Consider the following 18,299-nt stretch of genomic DNA (forward strand, 5'->3'; position numbering starts at 1 on the left):
CCCGTCGTCCCCACTCCTCGTGCGCTCGGAGCGGCACCGGGACGGGGCCGGCCGGTCCGGGAGCGGCCCGGCGGTGGCGGCCCGGCGTGGGGCAGGGCGAGGATGCGCGGATGACCTCCAACGCCTCTGTCGGAACCCGCACGCTCGGCCGCGACGGCCTGGTCGTCTCCACCCTCGGTCTCGGCTGCATGGGGATGAGCCAGAGCTACGGCGCCGCCGACCGCGACGAGTCGGTCGCGACCATCCACCGGGCACTGGACCTCGGCGTCACCTTCCTCGACACCTCCGACGTGTACGGCGACGGGCACAACGAGGAGCTCGTCGGCGAGGCGATCGCCGGTCGACGGGACCAGGTCCAGCTGGCCACGAAGTTCTCGATCTCCCGCCGGGACGGCGCCATGGTCATCGACGGCCGTCCGGAGAACGTCCGGGCCTGTGCCGAGGCGAGCCTGCGCCGGCTCGGTGTCGACGTGATCGACCTCTACTACCAGCACCGGGTCGACCCCCGGGTGCCGATCGAGGACACCGTCGGCGCGATGGCCGAGCTGGTCCGGCAGGGCAAGGTCCGGTACCTGGGGTTGTCGGAGGCCAGTGCCACCTCCATCCGCCGCGCGGTCGCCGTCCACCCGGTCGCGGCGCTGCAGAGCGAGTGGTCGCTGTGGACCCGCGACCTGGAGGGCGAGGTGCTGGGCGTCGCCCGCGAGCACGGCATCGGGATCGTGCCGTTCAGCCCGCTGGGCCGGGGCTTCCTCACCGGGGCGATCACCAGCCCGGAGGACTTCGCGGAGGACGACTTCCGGCGTGGCCACCCGCGCTTCACCGGGGACGCCTTCGCCGCCAACCTGCGGCTGGTCGACGCCGTCCGGGCGATGGCGGAGGAGAAGGGCTGCACCGCCGGCCAGCTGGCGCTGGCGTGGGTGCTGGCGCAGGGCGACGACGTCGTCCCGATCCCCGGCACGAAGCGTCGGTCCTACCTGGAGGAGAACGTCGGCGCGGCGGCCGTCGAGCTGTCGGACGACGAGCTGGCGCGGCTGTCGGCGATCGCCCCGCCGGGGGTGGCCGAGGGCAGCCGGTACGCCGACGCGTCCTACGGCTACGGCGACAGCCCGGAGCGGCCGCGATGACCGCCGACCCGAACTGCGGGGTGGCCCACGGCGCGCCGGCCGGTGAGGTGACCGGGCGCGTGCTGGTCGCGGTCTTCGCCTCGCCGGTGGCCGACGTGCTCGCCCGCTGGGCACCCGAGCTCGGCTTCCGCACCGTGCTCCTCGACCCGGACCCGGCGTGCGGCGCCGAGGTCACCGGGTTCGGCGACCTGGACGGCGACCTCGCCGACGCCGACGTCGTCGTCACCGACCACCACCGGCCCGAGCTGGGCGAGGTGCTCCGCGACGCCCTGGCCCGGCCCGTCCGCTGGGTGGGCGTGATGGGCAACCCGCGGCACGAGGGCCCGCACGTCGCGGCGCTGGCCGCCCTCGGGGTCCCGCCGGAGGAGGTGGCCCGGGTGCACCGGCCGATCGGGCTGGACATCGGCTCGCGGACCCCCGCCGAGATCGCGGTGAGCACGCTCGCCGGGCTGCTGGCCGACCGCAACGGCCGCAGCGGCGGCCTCGCCCACGGCCGCGGTGCCGGCGCCGCCCCCGCCTCCCGGTGACGGCCGTCCTGCTCGGTGCCGACGTCGGCACCAGCGGGCTCAAGCTCGTCGCGCTGGACGGGACCGGGGAGGTGGTCGCCGAGGGGGAGTCCGGCTACGAGCTGGACCGCCCGCGTCCCGGGTGGGCCGAGACCGACCCCGCGGTCTGGCGGCGGGCCCTGGACGACGCGCTGGCGCGGGTCGCTCCCGCGCTGGCCGGCCGCCGGGTGGCCGGGCTGGGCCTGTCCGGGCAGATGCACGGCGCCGTGCTCGTGGACGAGGCCGGCGTCCCGCTGGCCCCGGCCGTGCTGTGGCCGGACTCCCGGGCCACCGCGGAGGTGGCCCGCTGGCGGGCGCTGCCCGACGACGCCCGGGCCGCGCTGGCCAACCCGCTGGCGCCGGGGATGACCGGCCCGGTGCTGGCCTGGCTCGCCACGCACCGGGCCGAGCTGCTGGCACGGGCCGCGACGGTGCTGCTCCCCAAGGACGCGGTCCGCGCCACGCTCGTCCCCGGCGCGGACCCGCGGGTCACCGACCGCAGCGACGCCTCCGCCACGCTGCTGTGGGACGTCGTCGCCGACGGCTGGTCGCCCGCCGCGACCGCCGCCGCGGGCATCGATCCGGGCCGGCTGCCCGCGGTGCGTCCCTCAGCCGAGGTCGTGGGCTCGGCCGCGCTGCCGATCGGCGAGGTGCCCGTGGTGGTGGGCGGTGCGGACACCCCGCTGGCGCTGCTGGCCGCGGGCGCCGGCACGGCGCGGCAGGTGAACCTCGGCACCGGCGCGCAGGTGCTCGCACCGGGGCGCGCACCCGAGCCGGCCGACGACCCACCGGTGCACTGCTACGCCGACGTCGACGACGGCTGGTACGGGATGGCCGCCCTGCAGAACGGCGGATCGGCCTGGACGTGGGCGGCCGGCGTGCTCGGGCTCAGCGCCGCGGAGCTGGTCGAGGCGGCCGCCGCCGCGCCCGCCGGCGCCGGGGGGGTGCTCTTCCGTCCCTTTCTCACCGGGGAGCGCGGGGGTGTGGCCGGGCCGGCCGACCGGGGCAGCTGGACCGGGCTGTCGGCGGGCACCAACCGTGCCGACCTCGCCCGGGCGGCGGTCGAGGGTGTGGTGTTCGCGGTCGGTGCCGCCGCCGAGCTGCTCGGCGGCGAGGGGCCGGTGCTGCTCAGCGGGGGCGGCGGGCGGTCGCCGGTGGTCGGTCAGCTGGTCGCCGACGTGCTCGGGGTGCCGGTGCGGTACCTGCCGATCAGGAGCGCCTCGGCCGTGGGCGCCGCCCTGCTCGCGGCCCGCGGCGCGGGGCTCGACGTCGTCCCCCGTCGGGCGCCGGGCCGGCTGGTGGAGCCGCGGCCCCACCCCGCGCTGCTGGACGCCGCCCGCCGCTGGCGTGGGGAGTGAGCCGGAACGGCCCGGCCGGCCGGCCCGTTGGGACGGTCAGCGGGACCGCCCGACGGTCCCCACCGATGGGAGGGAGACCCGTTCCATGGCGTCGATGTTCACCAAGCTCACCCAGCTCGCCAACAGCCCGAAGGGCAAGGAGGCCATCCGGCAGGTGACCGAGAAGGCCCAGCAGATGGCGAAGGACCCGAAGACCCGCGCCAAGATCGACGAGGCCCGCCGCAGGTTCCAGGGCGGCCGCGGTTCCGGCACCGACCGCGGGTGGGGCACCGGCCACTGAGGCAGGCCCTGCCCCGCCGGCCACGGACCCTGCAGGGGGCGCCGCCCGGCCGGCCCAGGCGGGCCGGCCGGGGCCGTGGGTCAGGCCGGCTGCGCCGGGCCGAGCAGGCCGAGCGCGGCGTCGTGCAGGGCACCGTTGGTCGCCAGCGCGCTGCCGCCGGCCGGGCCGGGTGCCCCGGTCAGGTCGGTGAAGCGGCCACCGGCCTCACGGACGATGACGTCCAACGCCGCGAGGTCCCACAGCGACACCTCCGGCTCGCAGGCGACGTCGACCGCCCCCTCGGCCAGCAGCACGTAGCTCCAGAAGTCGCCGTAGGCGCGGGTGCGCCACACCGACCGCGTGAGGTCGAGGAAGCCCCCGAGCAGGCCGCGTTCCTCCCAGCCCGACAGGCTCGAGTACGACAGGCTCGCGTCGGCCAGCGCGGCCACCTGCGAGACGGTGCAGCGCGTGGCCGACTCCAGCCGCCGGCCGGTCCAGGCCCCGACGCCCTTGGCCGCCCACCAGCGCCGGTTGAGCGCCGGCGCCGAGACCAGCCCGACCACCGGCTCGTCGCCGTCGAACAGCGCGATGAGCGTCGCCCACACCGGCACGCCGCGGACGAAGTTCTTCGTCCCGTCGATGGGGTCGAGCACCCAGCGCCGCGGCCCGTGACCGGTCACGCCCATCTCCTCGCCGAGCACCGCGTCGCGGGTGCGCGCGCGGGCGAGGGTGATGCGCAGCTGCTCCTCGACCGCCCGGTCGGCGTCGGTGACCGGCGTGAGGTCCGGCTTCGTGTCGACCTGGAGGTCCAGCGCGCGGAACCGGTCCATGCTGATCGAGTCGGCCTGGTCGGCGAGCACGTGCGCCAGGTGCATGTCACCCGTGTAGTCCCGGCCCGGTGTCATGGGCACCGAACCTAGCGGGCGGTCAGTCGAACACCGCGGAGCTGACCCCGCTGGGCCCCTCGTACTCGCGGTCCTCGATGCCCTGCAGCGCGTCGAGGACCTCCTTGTCGCTCCCCTTGGCGTGGTCGAGGATCTGGTCCTTCGTCGCCGGGTAGTCCATGCCCTTCAGGGCCTTCTGGATGTCGATGGGGCTCACCATGCCCCCGGGCTACCCGCGCCCCGGCCCGGGGATGCGCGGATACCGTCGGGGACGTGGACGCCGCGACGATCGCCGGGCTGCTCGCCGACCCGGCCCGACTCAAGGTGGTGGCCGCGCTGGCGCTGGGCGCCGGGACCATCGAGGAGGTCGCGCAGGCCACCGGCCTGTCCCTCAAGGACGTCGCGCTCGCCGCCCGCCGGCTGGCCCGCGCCGGGCTGGTGCGGCGGGACCGGCACGACCTGGAGCTGCTGACCGACCGCTTCGGCGCCGCCGCCCGGGCCGCCGCGCGGTCCGCCCCGCCGCCCGAGCCGCTGTCGGACGACCCGGCGGAGGACGCCGTGCTGTCGGCGTTCGTGCGCGACGGGCGACTGGTCTCGATCCCGGCGCAGCACAGCAAGCGTCGGGTGGTGCTGGAGCACCTGGTGCGGGTCTTCGACGTCGGCGTCCGGTACCCCGAGCGGGAGGTGAACGCGCTGCTGGCCGTGTGGCACCCCGACACCGCCGCGCTGCGTCGCCACCTCGTGGACGAGGGGCTGCTCACCCGGGAGGCCGGTCTGTACTGGCGCAGCGGGGGCTGGGTCGACGTCTGAGGGAGGCCCCGTCCTCCGCTCCGCTCGCAGGCTCGCAGCGCGCGTCCGGACGGGCCGGGAACCCGGTGGTGGGCCGAGGGGCGGATCCCCGACACTCCACCCGTGCCCGACGCCGACGCCTTCCGCGCCCTCGCCCGGTCCTCGCCGTGGCGCTGGTCGACGCTGCGGTTCACCGTGCGCTGGCGCGGGGAGCACGCGCTGGAGCCGGTGCGGGCCTGGCTGCGCCGGCCGGACGCGCTGCGGGTCGAGTCCCTCGACGGCCGGTTCCTCCAGGTCGTCCGGGAGCAGCGGCAGCAGGTCGGCGTCCTGACCACCGACGGCGGACGCACCGTGTCGCTGCCCTGGCCCGCCGAGGGCCCTGCGCCCGTGCTCCGGCCGGACGGGCTGGTCGCCGAGCGCCCCGACGGTCTGTCCTACGACGACCCGATGTACCAGAGCTACTCCTGGGTGGCGCTGCTCGACCCCGTGGAGCTCGCCGACGGCCGGGACCACGAGACCGGCACGCTCGCCGGACCGGCGCTGGAGGTGGAGGCCGTGCGGGTGGTGGAGCACGGCGGGCGGCCTGCGTGGGAGGCCCTGGTCCGGACGACGACGCGCTACGAGCCCCGCTGCGCCTGCTGCCCGCTGCTGCGCGACGCGGAGATCGACCGGCTGGAGTACGGCGAGCGGTGGGAGGGCGCGGAGTACCCGTCCGCCTCACTCGTCCGGCTCGACGCCGGCACCGGGGTCTGCCTGTGGACCGAGGCGCTCGACGGCAGCTTCGCCGGCGACGGCCACGACGTGCGGATCGAGGACGTCGACGAGCCGATGGACGACACCCTGTTCCCCTGAGCGTTCCCCTGAGCCTCTTTCAGTAGCCGGGGCCGAGCTGGCCGACGGCATCGAGCAGGCGACGCAGGCTCTCCAGCCGCTCCCGGCGGGCCGGGGGGCCGGCATCGGCCCAGGCGTCCAGGACGCAGTCGGGGTCCTCGGCGGTGTGCCCGCAGCCGGGCGGGCAGTCGACGGCGGCCTCGGCGACGTCGTCGAACGCGGCCACGACGTCCTCCGCGGTGACGTGCGCGAGCCCGAACGAGCGGATGCCGGGGGTGTCGATGACGGTGCCGCCGCCGGGGAGGTCCAGCAGCACCGCCGAGGACGACGTGTGCCGGCCCTTGCCCACCTTGGTGACCTCGCCGGTGGCCCGGAACGCATCCGGCACCAGCCGGTTGACCAGCGTCGACTTGCCCACGCCGGACTGGCCGACCAGCACGCTCATCCGCCCGTCGAGGCGGGCCAGCAGCTCGTCCAGCGGCGTCTCCCGCGACATGGGGACGGCGTCGACGTCCAGGCCCGCGTAGCGGTCCAGCAGCGGCTGCGGGCTGGCCAGGTCGGTCTTGGTCAGGCACAGCAGCGGTTGCAGCCCGCCGGCGTAGGCGGCCACCAGGCAGCGGTCGAGGAAGCCCAGCGCCGGCTCCGGGTCGGCGACGGCGGTGACGACGACGAGCTGGTCGGCGTTGGCCACCACGACCCGCTCGGTGGGGTCGGTGTCGTCGGCGGTGCGCCGCAACGACGTCGTCCGCTCCTCGATGACGACGATGCGGGCCAGGGTGTCGGTGCGGCCGCTGGTGTCACCGACCAGCCGCACCCGGTCGCCGACGACGACCCCGTGCCGGCCCAGCTCCCGGGCCCGCATCGCGGTGACCTCCACCGGCGCACCGTCCGGGCCGTCGACGCGCACCGTCATGCGACCCCGGTCGACGGCGACCACCAGTCCGGGGACGGCGTCGTCGTGGGTGGGGCGGGTGCGGGTGCGCGGCCGGGAACCGCGGCGGCTGGGTCGGACCCGGATGTCGTCCTCGTCGGACCGGCGGTCGTGCCGGCGGCTCAGCGCGCGCTCCCGAGCATCGAGGACCACCGCTCGGCGAAGTCCGGCAGCGTCTTGCCGACCGCACCGGGGTCGGCCACCTCGACGCCCTCGACGGCCAGCCCCAGCACCGCGGCGGCCATGACCATGCGGTGGTCGGCGTAGGAGTCCAGGCGGGCCGGCCGCCGCGGGCCGGGGGTGACCACGAGCCCGTCGGGAAGCTGCTCCACCGTCGCGCCGACCGCGGTGAGCACCTCGTCGAGCGCCTGCAACCGGTCGGTCTCGTGCCCGCGCAGGTGCCCGATGCCGGTCAGCCGGGAGGGGCCGTCGGCCAGGGCGCAGAGCGCGGCCAGCACCGGTGTGAGCTCGCCGACCTCGCCGAGATCGGCCACCAGCGGCCGGATCGCGCCGGTGCCGGCGACCTGCAGGCCGCCGTCGACGCGGACCACCTCGGCGCCCATCTCGCCGAGCAGCACGTCGAGCCGGCCGCCGGGCTGCGTGGTGGCCTCCGGCCAGTCGCGGACGGTGACCCGCCCGCCGGTCACCAGCGCCGCAGCGAGGAAGGGGGCGGCGTTGGAGAGGTCGGGCTCGAGCACCTCGTCGCGGGCGGCGATCGGGCCGGGGGAGACCCGCCAGCCGCGGTCGGTCGTCGCGACGTCGACGCCGTGCTCGCGGAGGGACTCCACGGTCATCTCGACGTGCGGCATCGAGGGCAGCCCGCCGGCGAGGGTCAGGTCGAGCCCCTCGTCGAAGCGGGCGGCGGCGAGCAGCAGCCCGGAGACGATCTGCGAGGACTCGCTCGCGTCGACCGTCACCGCGCCGCCGCGCACCCGGCCGGTGCCGTGCACGGTGAACGGCGCCCGCCCGCGGCCGCCGTCGTCGACCCGCACCCCGAGGTCGCGCAGCGCCGCGATCAGGCCGGCGTTGGGGCGCTCGCGCAGCCGGGGGTCGCCGTCCAGCCGGACCGGGCCGGTGGCCAGGGCCGCCACCGGGGGCAGGAAGCGCAGCACGGTGCCGGCCAGCCCGGCGTCGACCTCGGCCGGGCCGCGCAGCTCGCCGGGGGTGACCAGCCAGTCGTCGCCGTCCTCGGCCACCTGCACGCCCATCGCGCGCAGGGCGGCGGCCATGAGGTCGGTGTCGCGGGCGCGCAGCGGGCGCACCAGCCGGCTCGGCCCGTCGGAGAGCGCGGCCAGCACCAGCGCGCGGGCGGTCAGCGACTTGGAGCCGGGCAGGGCCACGACGGCGTCCACGGGGGTCGTGGGGTGCGGCGTCGTCCAGACCTGCGTCACGGCCCCCAGTGTGCCCTGCCCGCGTCAGCCCTCCAGCAGCGTGGCGACGGCCGCGGCCACCCGGCGCTCCCGCGTGGCCGCGGCCTTGGCCCCCTCCACGGCGAGGACGTGCCGCCGCTGGTGGCTGTAGGACAGGGCGTCGAAGCGGCGGCGCGCCTCGGGCTCGGCGTCCAGGGCCCGGGCGAGGTCGGCCGGGACCTCGACCACGCGCGGGGCGGTGTCCAGCTCGAGGTCCACCTCGACGGTGTCTCCGGCGGCGACACCGGCCGCAGCCCGGTTCTCCGCCGCCAGCGGCACGAGGAACCGGCCGCCCATCGTCGCCACGGTGCTGCGGTAGGAGTGCCCGGCGAGGGTCACGGTCACCGCCGGCCGGCGCCCCGAGCCGAGGGCCTCGACGACGCCGGGCGGCACCTCGAACCCCGTCGCGGTCTTGCCACCCAGCTCGATCGTCGTCGTGAACCTCATGGCCGGAGCCTGGCAGCCCGGGCCCCGTCGCGACAGGACCCGGGCCGCCGAGGGGTCAGCCGGCGGCCGCGGCGTCGGCCGGCCGGGCCTTCTTGGCCCCGGCGGTGCGGACCAGCCTGCGGTTGGCGAACTCGAACATGCCCAGCTCCGAGAGCTCGCGGCCGTAGCCGGAGCGCTTTACGCCGCCGAACGGCAGCTCCGCCGAGGTGCCCGAGGGCGAGTTGATCCAGACCATGCCGGACTCCACCTGGTCGGCGACCTTGCGGGCCCGCTCGACGTCGCTGCTGAACACCGTCGCCGACAGCCCGTACGGGGTGTCGTTGGCCAGCTGCACGGCCTCCTCCTCGCTGGAGACCCGGTAGACCACGCCGACCGGGCCGAACAGCTCCTCGCGGTAGGCCCGCATGTCGGGGGTGACGTCGGCCAGCAGCGTGGCGTTGACGTAGGCGCCCTCGCGGTCGGGGCGGTCACCACCGGCGAGCACGGTGGCACCCTTGTCGATCGCGTCCTGCACCTGGGCGGTGAGGTCGGCCGCGGCGCGCTCGGAGGACAGCGGGCCCAGCCGCGTGGACGGGTCGCTCGGGTCGCCGGGCTGCAGGCCCTTGAAGACGTCGGCCAGGCCGGAGACGAACTCGTCGTAGACGTCGTCCATGACGATGAACCGCTTGGCGGCGATGCACGCCTGACCGGCGTTCATGGTCCGCGACATCGCGGCGGCCTTGACCGTCTTCTGCACCTCGGGGGCGTCCAGGACGATGAACGGGTCGCTGCCGCCGAGCTCGAGCACCGACTTCTTGAGGTACTTGCCCGCCAGCGAGGCCACGGCGCTGCCGGCCCGGTCGCTGCCGGTGAGCGTCACACCCGCCACGTGCGGGTGGGCGATGACCTCCTCGACGTCGGAGATCCGCAGGAACAGGTTGGTGTAGACCCCCTCGGGGACGCCGGCGTCGTGGAACAGCTGCTCCAGCGCCAGGGCGGTCTGCGGGTTGTTCTCGGCGTGCTTGAGCAGGATCGCGTTGCCCAGCACCAGGTTGGGCGCGGCCACGCGGGCCACCTGGTACAGCGGGAAGTTCCACGGCTCGATGGCCAGCAGGACGCCGGTCGGCTCGTTGACGACGACCGCCTCGCCGTCCATGACGTCGATCGGCCGCGGCTCGAGGAAGCGCGGGCCGTTCTCGGCGTAGTAGGCGAAGATGCTGGCCACCAGCATCGCCTCGCCGGCCGCCTCGCGGATCGGCTTGCCCATCTCGGTGGTGATGAGGGCGGCGAGCTGGTCACGGCGCTCGAGCACCAGCTCGCCGATCCGCGCCACGATGCCCGCGCGCTCCTCGACGGGACGGCGGCGCCACTCCAGGAACGCGGCGTGCGCCCGCTCGACGACGCCGTCGACCTCCCCGCTGTCGAGGAAGGGGAACTCCTTCTCCGTCTTCCCGGTGGCCGGGTTGATGGTCGCGTACGGCCGGTCGCCCGCGTCGCTGGCGGTCTTGCCGGCCGGCGCGGTGTCGGTGCTGGTCACTTCGGATGTCCTCCGTGCGCTCTTCGGGTCGGGTCCGCCCCATCCCTACCCGCGCCTCCGGCGGGCACGCCAGGGGAGGGCGCGGTGCGGGAGACGGATCTAGGCTCGCTGCCACCGGGTCGCCGGACCGGGGGCGTCCGTCGTCCCGGCCCCCGGGGAGGAGGGAGTTCCGCCGTGTGTGGCCGCTACGCCGCCAGCCGCCGTCCCGAGGACCTCGTCCTCGAGTTCGAGGCGGTCCGCGCCTCGGGGCAGCCCGATCTCCCGGCCGACTACAACGTCGCCCCGACCAAGGACGTCTACGTGGTCCGGCACAAGAAGGAGCGGGACGCCGGGGGCCGGCCGACCGGCGAGGGGCACCGGGAGCTGCGCGCGGTCCGCTGGGGGCTGGTGCCCTCGTGGGCCAAGGACGTCTCGATCGGCAACCGGATGCTCAACGCCCGGGTGGAGTCGCTCACGGAGAAGCCGGCGTTCCGGGCGGCGGCCCGCTCCCGGCGCTGCCTGGTCCCCGCCGACGGCTGGTACGAGTGGGCCAAGCGGCTGGACGGGCCCGGCAAGCAGCCGTACTACGTCACCCCGCAGGACGGCTCGGTGCTGGCCTTCGCCGGCCTGTGGGAGGTGTGGGGCAAGGGCGAGGACCGCCTCTACACCTGCACGATCGTCACCGAGCCCGCCGTCGGGGCGCTCACGGAGATCCACGACCGGATGCCGCTGGTGCTGCCCCGCGAGCGCTGGGCCGACTGGCTCGACCCCGAGCGCGACGACGTCGAGGCCCTGACCGCCCCCACCCCGCCGGAGCTGGTGGAGCGGCTGGAGCTGCGTCCGGTGGCCACCGCGGTGAACAACGTGGCACACAACGGCGCCGAGCTCACCGCCCGCGTCGAGTCGGTCAGCCCGCCGGCCGACCAGCCCGCGCTGTTCTGAGGTGGCCGACACCGAGGAGGCGGTCCAGCGGACCGCCGGGTCGGCCGCGCTGCCCGGCTGGGTGGCCGCCGCCGTCACGTTCCTGAGCTCCGGCGCCGTGCTCGTGCTCGAGATCGCCGGGCTGCGCCTGATCGCCCCGTACGTCGGCATCACGCTGCAGACCAACACCGCGGTCATCGGCTTCGCACTGGCCGCGATCGCGCTCGGCGCGTGGTCCGGCGGCGCGGTGGCCGACCGCACCGACCCCCGACGGCTGATCGCGCCGCTCATGGTCGCCGGCGGCGCCCTCGTGGTCGCCGTCCTGCCCCTGGTGCGCTTCGCCGGGTCGTGGCTGAGCGGCGCCGACGCCGGCAGCGTGCTGCTGCTCGCGGCGGTCGCCGTCGTCGTCCCCGCGGCCCTGCTCTCGGCGGTGCCGCCGATGGTGGTCAAGCTGCAGCTGGGCAGCCTGGCCGAGACCGGCGCGGTGGTGGGCCGGCTCTCCGGCATCGGCACGCTCGGTGGGATCGCGGCCACCTTCGTCACCGGGTTCCTGCTCATCGCCGTCTTCCCGACCAGCGGCATCCTCGTCGGCACCGGTGTCGTGACCGTGCTGGCCGGGGGAGCGGTGGGCCTGCTGCTGCGCCGGCGGGCCGGCGGTGGCGCCGGGCGGGTGCCGGCCGGGCTGTTCGTCCTCGCGCTGGCCGGCTCGCTGCTGGCCGCGATCGCCCCGACGCCCTGCGAGGCGGAGACCGCCTACCACTGCGCACGGGTGGTCGCCGACCCGCAGCGGGACGGCGGCCGCGTGCTGGTGCTCGACACGCTGCGGCACTCCTACGTCGACCTCGACGACCCCACGCACCTGGAGTTCGAGTACGTGCGGGCGATCGCCGCGGTCACCGACGTCGTGGCCCCCGAGGGGCAGCCGCTGTCGGCGCTGCACCTCGGCGGGGGCGGGGCCACCGTGCCGCGCTACCTCGCGGAGGTCCGGCCGGGTACCAGCAGTCTGGTGCTGGAGGTGGACCCCGGTGTGGTGCAGATGGACCGGGAACAACTGGGCCTGGCCGAGTCCGACGACCTGCGGGTGCGGGTGGCCGACGCCCGTGTGGGTCTGGCCGACGAGGCGGCGGGGGAGCGCGACCTCGTCGTGGGCGACGCCTTCGGCGGCCTGTCGGTGCCCTGGCAGCTGACGACGGTGGAGGCGCTCGAGCTGGTCGACCGGGCGCTGTCCGACGACGGCGTCTACGTCGCCAACCTCATCGACAACCCGCCGATGGGATTCGTCCGTGCGGAGCTGGCCACGCTGCGCTCGGTGTTCGACTCGGTCCTGCTGCTGGCCCGGGAGCCGGTGCTGGCGGGGCAGGACGGCGGCAACGTCGTCGCGGTCGCCTCGCAGGGGCCGCTGCCGGCCGACGCGATCGCCGGCGCGCTGCGCGGGCACGGCTCGACCTGGCAGGTGGCCGAGGGCGGGCAGCTCGGCGACTTCATCGGGGACGCCGAGGTGCTCACCGACGACCACGCCCCGGTCGACCAGCTGCTCACGCCGTACGCGGCTCCCGGCGCCTGACCGGCCCCGCGCGGGGGCCCGCCGCGGTCCCGCGGGCGGTGGGGGCGAGGGGTCCCTCAGCAGCGGCCGATGGGGGCGGTGCGGGCCCGGGTGAGCCGCACCAGGTCGTCCGGCGCCAGCTCCACCTGCAACCCGCGGCGTCCGGCGCTCACCAGGACGGTGCCGAAGTCGAGCGCCGAGTCGTCGACCACGGTCGGCAGGGCCTTGCGCTGGCCCAGCGGGCTGATCCCGCCCAGCACGTAGCCCGTCGTCCGCTCGGCGTCGGCGGGGTCGGCCATCGCGGCCTTCCGGCCACCGGCCGCTGCGGCCAGCGCCTTGAGGTCGAGGCTGCCGCTCACCGGGACGACCGCGACGGTCAGCTCGCCGTCGACCCGGGTCACCAGCGTCTTGAACACCTGACGCGGGTCGGCGCCCAGCGCGGCCACCGCGGCCTCGCCGTGCCCCTGGTCGGAGGGGTGCTCGGGGTCGTAGGGGTGCAGGGTGTGCGCCACGCGGGCCTTCTCGAGGGCCCGCACCGCCGGGGTCGCCGCCACGGCGCGGCAGCGTAGCCGCGACCGGCCGGGGGCGGCGACGGAGATGCCGGTCGCACGGGGAATGGGCGCCCGCGTCGCGACGGTTGGACAGGCCGTGAGCAGCACCCTCGCCTCCAGCGCCCGCCAGCGGGCCGCGCACCGGCGGCCCCCGGGCCGCCCCGACGCTGCGCGGCTAGGATCGTCCGAGGCGGTGCCCCGCGTCCGGGGGCCGCAGAGAGGACGGTCGGTGCCTGAGGAGTCCGCGGACCTGAACCCCGAGACCGCCCCGGTGGAGATCCCCGAGGCGCGCGCAGGTGGCAGCCGTACCGAGCTGGCCGAGACCCGCGCCGAGCGTGACGCCCGCTTCGAGCGCGACGCGCTGCCCTTCCTCGACCAGCTCTACCCGGCGGCCCTGCGGATGACCCGCAACCCCGCCGACGCCGAGGACCTCGTCCAGGAGACCTTCGTCAAGGCCTACTCCGCGTTCCACCAGTTCGCCGAGGGGACCAACCTCAAGGCCTGGCTGTACCGGATCCTGACGAACACCTACATCAACAGCTACCGCAAGAAGCAGCGCCAGCCGCAGCAGTACCCCACCGACCAGGTGCAGGACTGGCAGCTGTACGCGGCCGAGGAGCACAGCTCCAGCGGCCTGCGCTCGGCCGAGATCGAGGCGCTGGACCACCTGCCGGACACCGACATCAAGGAGGCCCTGCAGCAGCTGCCGGAGGACTTCCGGCTGGCGGTGTACCTCGCCGACGTCGAGGGCTTCGCCTACAAGGAGATCGCCGAGATCATGGGCACGCCCATCGGCACGGTGATGTCCCGGCTGCACCGCGGTCGCCGCGGGCTGCAGAAGCTGCTGGCCGACTACGCACGGGAGCGTGGCTTCGTCCGCGCCGGCGCCGGGGAGGAGGCGAGCCACTCGTGACCGACGACGACCGCGGGCCCGGCGAGCCGATCGAGATCAACTCCTGTGACGACGTCCTGTCCCACGTCTTCGAGTTCCTCGACCACGAGACCGACGACGCCCGGCGTGACGTCATCGCCGAGCACCTCGAGGACTGCTCGCCCTGCCTGCGCCAGTTCGGCATCGAGCAGGAGTTCAAGGCGCTGGTCCGTCGCCGGTGCGGTGGCGACACCCCGCCCCCGGGCCTGCGCGACCGGATCAAGTTCCAGCTGACCACCGTCTCCTTCGAGGAGGACGGCACCCAGGTCAGCGTCGAGAGGCTGACCGTGGAGCACACCCAGGAACGCCCCACCGCCTGACGCGCGGAACGCCAGAGGCCCAGGACCCCGCGGGGTCCTGGGCCTCTCGCACACGCCCACGTCCCCGCGTCCGGCCCCTGCAGGGGCTCGTCCACGGGTGACGGGCAGGGGCCTGCCTCAGGCGTTGGGCCGCTTGCCGTGATTGGCCTTGTTCCCCTTGCGGGAGCGCCGCTTGCGTCCACGCTTGGACATCGCTGCCCTCCTCTCCTCATCGCCGGTGCGGGCCCGCGCCGGGCCCTCGGTGCCGCCGGGCAGCCCGGACCCGCGCGTGCGCGGTACCGGGAGACCCGTCAAGCTGACGCCTCCCAGCCTCTCACGCCCGCGGACCGGGCCGTCCCCCTGTGGCGGTCGGGCCGTGCGGCGGGTCAGGCTGTGAGTGGCACATCGCACCACTGGGGAGGCCGGCACGGTGGCACAGGTCGGGATCGAGAGCGTCCTCGTGGCGGGCCGGGGGCCCGCCGCGTGCGCCGTGGTGGCGGCCTGCTCGCGGCTGGGGGTCAAGGCCGTCGCCGTCCACTCCGAGGCCGACCGGTCCGCACGGCACGTCCGGCTCGCCGACGACGCGGTGCTGCTGGGGCCCGCGCCGGCCGCGGAGTCCTACCTGGCCGTCGACCGCATCGTGGAGGCGGCCCGGCGCAGCGGGGTGAGCGCGGTGCTCCCGGTGCCACCGGCGCTCGCCGGCAACGCCCGGCTGGCCGGGGCGGTGGTCGCCGCCGGCCTGACCTGGGTCGGGCCCTCGGCGGCGGTGCTGGAGCGGCTGGGTGGTGACGGGGTGGAGCCGGCCAGCGAGCGGGGCTTCCTCGCCTGGGTCACCGACTCCGGCCTGCACCACACGACGCCGGTCTGCCGTGACCGCGCCGCCGGCATCGCCCGCGTCTCGTGGACGCCGGACGAGCCGGTCGAGCTGCCGGCGGCGGCCAAGCGGCTGGCCGACGTGGGCTGGCGCGGGCTGGTGACCGTCGGCATCGCCCCCGACGGGGAGCTGGCGGAGGTGGCGGCCGGTTTCTCCCTCGACATGGCCGTCCTGGAACGCGCGCACGGGGTGGACGCCGTCGAGCTCGCCCTGCGCAGTGCCGTCGGTGGCCGCGCCGCCGCCGATCCCGGGCCGGGGCGGGCGCCGCGCAAGGCGGTCGCCGTCCAGCTGCGCTCGACGCTGCCGCCCGGGGAGGCGGGCCGGGTCACCGGTCGGCTCCCCGAGTCCGGACGGCGCCGGGACGGGGCCGACGGCGTCGAGGTGGTGGCCGTCAGCGGCTACGACCCGGGGGACCGGCTCGACGGCTGGTACGACGCCCTGCTGGCCACGGTGAGCGCCAGCGGGCCCGACACCGCGACCGCCGCCCGCGCGGCCAGCGACGTGCTCACGGGCCTCCCGGAGACCGGCGTGCCGCACGACGGACCCGAGATCTGCCCGGTGCTCGACCGGCTGGCCAGCGGCACCACGCCGGGCGGCTGACCGCCGCGGCCTGCGTGCTTGGATGGACACAGGTCAGCCAGGGAGGTGCCGGTGGCGGTCGAGGAGATCCACGCCGAGATGGTGTCGAGCGTCTGGAAGGTGCTCGTGCAGCCGGGCAGCGAGGTGGCTGCCGGCGACACCCTGGTGGTCCTCGAGTCGATGAAGATGGAGATCCCGGTCCTGACCGAGCGGTCCGGCACCGTGCGCGAGCTGCACGTCGTCGAGGGCGAGGTGCTCCAGGAGGGCGACCTCATCGCGACCGTCGTCCCCGCCTGAGGGCACCCCCGCCGGGTCCCGCGGCGAGCCCGCCGGTGGGTGGGGCGGGGGCGTTGCTCAGAGGTCCAGTGCGTAGACCATCAGGTCGACCCCGGGCGCCGGTGACCAGTCCCGGGCGGGGACCCGCGTGAAGCCGAGCCGGGCGTAGAGCCGGTGGGCCGCGGTCATCCGCGGGTCCGTCGACAGCACCATGCGTCGCTTGCCGGCGGCCCGCGCCCGCTGCAGGCAGGCGGTCACGAGCAGCGTCCCCACGCCCTGACCCTGGACCGCGGGGTCGACGACCAGCATCCGGAAGGCCGCCTCGTCGTCGGACTCGGTCACCTCGCCGAAGTCGCCGTCCAGCACCAGGGCCACGGCGCCGACGACGTGTCCGCCCCGGTCCCGGGCCACCAGCAGCTCGGCGCGGGAGGCCCGGCCGGCGACGTCGGCCAGCTGCCGGCCGTACTGGGCCGAGGCCAGACCGCCCCCGACGTAGACGTCGACGGTGAGGTCCGCGATGCGGGCGTAGTCGGCCGGGGTGGCGTTCTCGACGGTCACGGACGGGGCGTCGGCGCGGGAGACCACGACCTCGAGCCTAGGCGGGGCCCCTCCGGCAGCGTCGGTCCACGGTGGGGGGCGGGAGCGGGCCGGTCTCTACGCTCGGAGCACGATGAACAGCCTCTCCGAGCGCCTCACCCGCGGCGCGGCCTCCACCCCCGCCCAGGTCGACCACGCCCGCCGGCTGGTCGCCGACTGGCAGCTGCTGGCCGACCTCTCCTTCGCCGACCTCACGCTGTGGGTGCCGCTGCCCACCGGCGCCTGGTGGTGCGTGGCGCAGGTGCGGCCGCTGACGGCGCCCACCAGCCAGCCGGAGGACCTCGTCGGCTCGGAGGTGCAGGGCCCGTCCGCGGAGCCGTTCGACGTCGCCCACCGGGAGGGGCGCCCGGTCACGGAGGGGGAACCGGACTGGTCGGGCGTGGCCCCGCGCCGCCGCGAGGTCGTCCCGGTGCGGCACGACGGCGTCGTGGTCGCCGTCCTCGCGCGCGACACCAACCTGGCGGTGACCCGGTCGCCGTCCACCCTGGAGCTGACCTACCTCGACATCGCCGCCGACCTGTGCCTCATGGTGTCGGCGGGCACCTTCCCGCCGGAGAAGCTGCTGGACGCCGAGCTGAGCCCCCGGGTGGGCGACGGGCTGGTGCGCCTGGACGGGTCCGGTCACGCGGTCTACGCCAGCCCCAACGCCCTGTCGGCCTACCGCCGCATGGGCGTGACGGGGGACGTCGTCGGCGCGGACCTGGCCCGGCTGACCCGCGACGCGGCGGCCGACCGGGTGGCGGGGGAGGCGGTGGCGGCGGGGATCCGCGCTGCCGTCGCCGGGCGGTTCCCCGACCCGATGGACGTCGAGGGGCCGGCGGCCACGATGCTGGTGCGGGCGCTGCCCCTGCAGGCCCCCGGCGGCGAGGAGGCGGCGCTGGTGCTGGTACGCGACGTCACCGACGTCCGCCGCCGGGACCGCGCGCTGCTCACCAAGGACGCCACCATCCGGGAGATCCACCACCGGGTGAAGAACAACCTGCAGACGGTCGCCGCGCTGCTGCGACTGCAGGCGCGCCGGATGACGGTGCCCGAGGCGCGGGCGGCCCTGGAGGAGTCGGTGCGCCGGGTGGCGTCGATCGCCGTGGTGCACGAGACGCTGGCCGGCAGCCGGGAGGACGTCGTCGACGTCGACGACGTGCTCGACCAGGTGCTGCCGATGCTGGGCGACCTGACGTCGGTCGGCCCGGCCGCCCGTACCAGGCGCGTGGGCCAGTTCGGGGAGCTGCCCGCCGTGGCGGCGACCCCGCTGGTGCTGGCCGTCACCGAGCTGCTGCACAACGCCGCCGAGCACGCGTTCCCGGAGGGGCACCCCGGCAGCATCGAGCTGGTCGCCGAGCGCGACGGCGACGACCTCGTCGTCCGGGTCCGGGACGACGGGCGTGGCCTGCCGGAGGGCTTCGACGACTCCGCCGGGGACGGGCTGGGGCTGCAGATCGTGCGGACCCTCGTCACCAGCGAGCTCGGCGGCAGCCTCAGCATGGGGAGCCGGCCCTCCGGTCGCCCGGGGACCGAGGTGGTGCTGACGCTGCCCGGAGCCGGTCGGCTCCGGCGCTGAACGGCCGCGGGGGGGGGGGGGGGGGGGGGGGGGGGGGGGGGGGGGGGGGGGGGGGGGGGGGGGGGGGGGGGGGGGGGGGGGGGGGGGGGGGGGGGGGG

At 76.2% G+C, this 18,299-nt stretch carries 22 protein-coding genes; 13 read left to right on the plus strand and 9 right to left on the minus strand.

Going from position 1 to position 18,299, the window contains the following annotated elements:
* Positions 1-110 precede the first annotated feature (110 nt).
* The 4 genes from ACI78V_RS20080 to ACI78V_RS20095 all read left to right on the plus strand — a co-directional run bounded on the left by ACI78V_RS20080 (position 111) and on the right by ACI78V_RS20095 (position 3,307).
* Positions 111-1,124: an aldo/keto reductase gene (locus ACI78V_RS20080; RefSeq protein ID WP_456853949.1), complete on the plus strand. Its 1,014-nt coding sequence runs from the start codon at positions 111-113 to the stop codon at positions 1,122-1,124.
* Positions 1,121-1,651 carry an XdhC family protein gene (locus ACI78V_RS20085; RefSeq protein WP_456853951.1) on the plus strand — a complete coding sequence of 177 codons (531 nt, stop codon included), beginning with the start codon at positions 1,121-1,123 and terminating at the stop codon, positions 1,649-1,651. The genes ACI78V_RS20080 and ACI78V_RS20085 overlap by 4 nt, the downstream gene beginning before the upstream one ends.
* Positions 1,648-3,027 (plus strand): FGGY family carbohydrate kinase, encoded by a 1,380-nt coding sequence (locus ACI78V_RS20090; RefSeq protein ID WP_456853953.1) that lies wholly within the window; start codon positions 1,648-1,650, stop codon positions 3,025-3,027. Before ACI78V_RS20085 ends, ACI78V_RS20090 begins: the two co-directional genes overlap by 4 nt.
* A gap of 85 nt (positions 3,028-3,112) precedes the next feature.
* Entirely contained in the window at positions 3,113-3,307 is a 195-nt protein-coding gene (locus tag ACI78V_RS20095; protein ID WP_456853955.1) for a hypothetical protein, read from the plus strand.
* Between the two features lie 80 nt (positions 3,308-3,387).
* Here ACI78V_RS20095 and hisN read toward each other — a convergent pair whose 3' ends face one another.
* Together hisN and ACI78V_RS20105 are read right to left on the minus strand one after the other, a co-directional pair.
* Positions 3,388-4,191 (minus strand): histidinol-phosphatase, encoded by an 804-nt coding sequence (gene hisN / locus ACI78V_RS20100; RefSeq protein ID WP_456853957.1) that lies wholly within the window; start codon positions 4,189-4,191, stop codon positions 3,388-3,390.
* Between the two features lie 22 nt (positions 4,192-4,213).
* The gene (locus ACI78V_RS20105) at positions 4,214-4,390 is read right to left on the minus strand and encodes a DUF2795 domain-containing protein (protein WP_456853959.1); all 177 of its coding nucleotides are present in this window, start codon (positions 4,388-4,390) and stop codon (positions 4,214-4,216) included.
* A gap of 53 nt (positions 4,391-4,443) precedes the next feature.
* Between ACI78V_RS20105 and ACI78V_RS20110 the strand changes: the two genes are divergently transcribed.
* Positions 4,444-4,980, plus strand: a complete 537-nt coding sequence (locus ACI78V_RS20110; protein ID WP_456853961.1) for a DUF2087 domain-containing protein — start codon at positions 4,444-4,446, stop codon at positions 4,978-4,980.
* Between the two features lie 102 nt (positions 4,981-5,082).
* A complete protein-coding gene (locus ACI78V_RS20115) occupies positions 5,083-5,811 on the plus strand; it encodes a hypothetical protein (RefSeq protein WP_456853963.1) in 729 nt (242 codons plus the stop codon).
* 19 nt (positions 5,812-5,830) lie between these two features.
* Here ACI78V_RS20115 and rsgA read toward each other — a convergent pair whose 3' ends face one another.
* The 4 genes from rsgA to ACI78V_RS20135 are packed head-to-tail and all read right to left on the minus strand — an operon-like array spanning position 5,831 to position 10,093.
* On the minus strand, positions 5,831-6,874 hold the full coding sequence (gene rsgA, locus ACI78V_RS20120; protein WP_456853965.1) for a ribosome small subunit-dependent GTPase A: 1,044 nt from the start codon (positions 6,872-6,874) through the stop codon (positions 5,831-5,833).
* Entirely contained in the window at positions 6,844-8,112 is a 1,269-nt protein-coding gene (gene aroA, locus ACI78V_RS20125) for a 3-phosphoshikimate 1-carboxyvinyltransferase (RefSeq protein ID WP_456853967.1), read from the minus strand. Before aroA ends, rsgA begins: the two co-directional genes overlap by 31 nt.
* 24 nt (positions 8,113-8,136) lie before the next feature.
* Positions 8,137-8,577: a YdeI/OmpD-associated family protein gene (locus ACI78V_RS20130; protein ID WP_456853969.1), complete on the minus strand. Its 441-nt coding sequence runs from the start codon at positions 8,575-8,577 to the stop codon at positions 8,137-8,139.
* A gap of 55 nt (positions 8,578-8,632) precedes the next feature.
* Complete coding sequence (locus tag ACI78V_RS20135; RefSeq protein WP_456853971.1) at positions 8,633-10,093, minus strand: NAD-dependent succinate-semialdehyde dehydrogenase; 1,461 nt, start codon at positions 10,091-10,093, stop codon at positions 8,633-8,635.
* A 174-nt stretch (positions 10,094-10,267) separates the two neighbouring features.
* On the opposite strand from ACI78V_RS20135, the gene ACI78V_RS20140 reads away from it, so the two are divergent.
* Positions 10,268-11,014: an SOS response-associated peptidase gene (locus ACI78V_RS20140; RefSeq protein WP_456853972.1), complete on the plus strand. Its 747-nt coding sequence runs from the start codon at positions 10,268-10,270 to the stop codon at positions 11,012-11,014.
* Position 11,015: 1 nt separating this feature from the next.
* Positions 11,016-12,557 (plus strand): fused MFS/spermidine synthase, encoded by a 1,542-nt coding sequence (locus tag ACI78V_RS20145; protein ID WP_456853974.1) that lies wholly within the window; start codon positions 11,016-11,018, stop codon positions 12,555-12,557.
* A 56-nt stretch (positions 12,558-12,613) separates the two neighbouring features.
* Here ACI78V_RS20145 and ybaK read toward each other — a convergent pair whose 3' ends face one another.
* Complete coding sequence (gene ybaK, locus ACI78V_RS20150; RefSeq protein ID WP_456853976.1) at positions 12,614-13,090, minus strand: Cys-tRNA(Pro) deacylase; 477 nt, start codon at positions 13,088-13,090, stop codon at positions 12,614-12,616.
* Between the two features lie 226 nt (positions 13,091-13,316).
* Here ybaK and ACI78V_RS20155 point away from each other — a divergent pair, with 226 nt between their 5' ends.
* A complete protein-coding gene (locus ACI78V_RS20155; protein ID WP_456853978.1) occupies positions 13,317-14,000 on the plus strand; it encodes a sigma-70 family RNA polymerase sigma factor in 684 nt (227 codons plus the stop codon).
* Positions 13,997-14,338 carry a mycothiol system anti-sigma-R factor gene (gene rsrA, locus ACI78V_RS20160; protein ID WP_456853980.1) on the plus strand — a complete coding sequence of 114 codons (342 nt, stop codon included), beginning with the start codon at positions 13,997-13,999 and terminating at the stop codon, positions 14,336-14,338. The genes ACI78V_RS20155 and rsrA overlap by 4 nt, the downstream gene beginning before the upstream one ends.
* 117 nt (positions 14,339-14,455) lie before the next feature.
* Here rsrA and ACI78V_RS20165 read toward each other — a convergent pair whose 3' ends face one another.
* Positions 14,456-14,530, minus strand: a complete 75-nt coding sequence (locus ACI78V_RS20165; protein ID WP_014377707.1) for a 50S ribosomal protein bL37 — start codon at positions 14,528-14,530, stop codon at positions 14,456-14,458.
* Positions 14,531-14,747: 217 nt separating this feature from the next.
* Here ACI78V_RS20165 and ACI78V_RS20170 point away from each other — a divergent pair, with 217 nt between their 5' ends.
* Both ACI78V_RS20170 and ACI78V_RS20175 read left to right on the plus strand, forming a co-directional pair.
* A complete protein-coding gene (locus ACI78V_RS20170) occupies positions 14,748-15,791 on the plus strand; it encodes a biotin carboxylase N-terminal domain-containing protein (protein ID WP_456853982.1) in 1,044 nt (347 codons plus the stop codon).
* A 51-nt stretch (positions 15,792-15,842) separates the two neighbouring features.
* Positions 15,843-16,067 (plus strand): biotin/lipoyl-binding carrier protein, encoded by a 225-nt coding sequence (locus ACI78V_RS20175; protein ID WP_456853984.1) that lies wholly within the window; start codon positions 15,843-15,845, stop codon positions 16,065-16,067.
* Positions 16,068-16,124: 57 nt separating this feature from the next.
* On the opposite strand, the gene ACI78V_RS20180 is transcribed toward ACI78V_RS20175, so the two are convergent.
* Positions 16,125-16,631, minus strand: a complete 507-nt coding sequence (locus tag ACI78V_RS20180) for a GNAT family N-acetyltransferase (protein ID WP_456853985.1) — start codon at positions 16,629-16,631, stop codon at positions 16,125-16,127.
* An 85-nt stretch (positions 16,632-16,716) separates the two neighbouring features.
* On the opposite strand from ACI78V_RS20180, the gene ACI78V_RS20185 reads away from it, so the two are divergent.
* A complete protein-coding gene (locus tag ACI78V_RS20185; protein WP_456853987.1) occupies positions 16,717-18,201 on the plus strand; it encodes a sensor histidine kinase in 1,485 nt (494 codons plus the stop codon).
* Positions 18,202-18,299: the final 98 nt, after the last annotated feature.

It is taken from the genome of Geodermatophilus sp. SYSU D00742, from assembly GCF_054049935.1.

Excerpts from the sequence above, each read along its gene's own strand:
- ACI78V_RS20080 (WP_456853949.1), top strand. The coding sequence starts at position 111 with ATGACCTCCAACGCCTCTGTCGGAACCCGCACGCTCGGCCGCGACGGC.
- ACI78V_RS20085 (WP_456853951.1), top strand. The coding sequence starts at position 1,121 with ATGACCGCCGACCCGAACTGCGGGGTGGCCCACGGCGCGCCGGCCGGT.
- ACI78V_RS20095 (WP_456853955.1), top strand. The coding sequence starts at position 3,113 with ATGGCGTCGATGTTCACCAAGCTCACCCAGCTCGCCAACAGCCCGAAG.
- hisN (WP_456853957.1), bottom strand. The coding sequence starts at position 4,191 with ATGACACCGGGCCGGGACTACACGGGTGACATGCACCTGGCGCACGTG.
- ACI78V_RS20105 (WP_456853959.1), bottom strand. The coding sequence starts at position 4,390 with ATGGTGAGCCCCATCGACATCCAGAAGGCCCTGAAGGGCATGGACTAC.
- ACI78V_RS20130 (WP_456853969.1), bottom strand. The coding sequence starts at position 8,577 with ATGAGGTTCACGACGACGATCGAGCTGGGTGGCAAGACCGCGACGGGG.
- ACI78V_RS20185 (WP_456853987.1), top strand. The coding sequence starts at position 16,717 with ATGAACAGCCTCTCCGAGCGCCTCACCCGCGGCGCGGCCTCCACCCCC.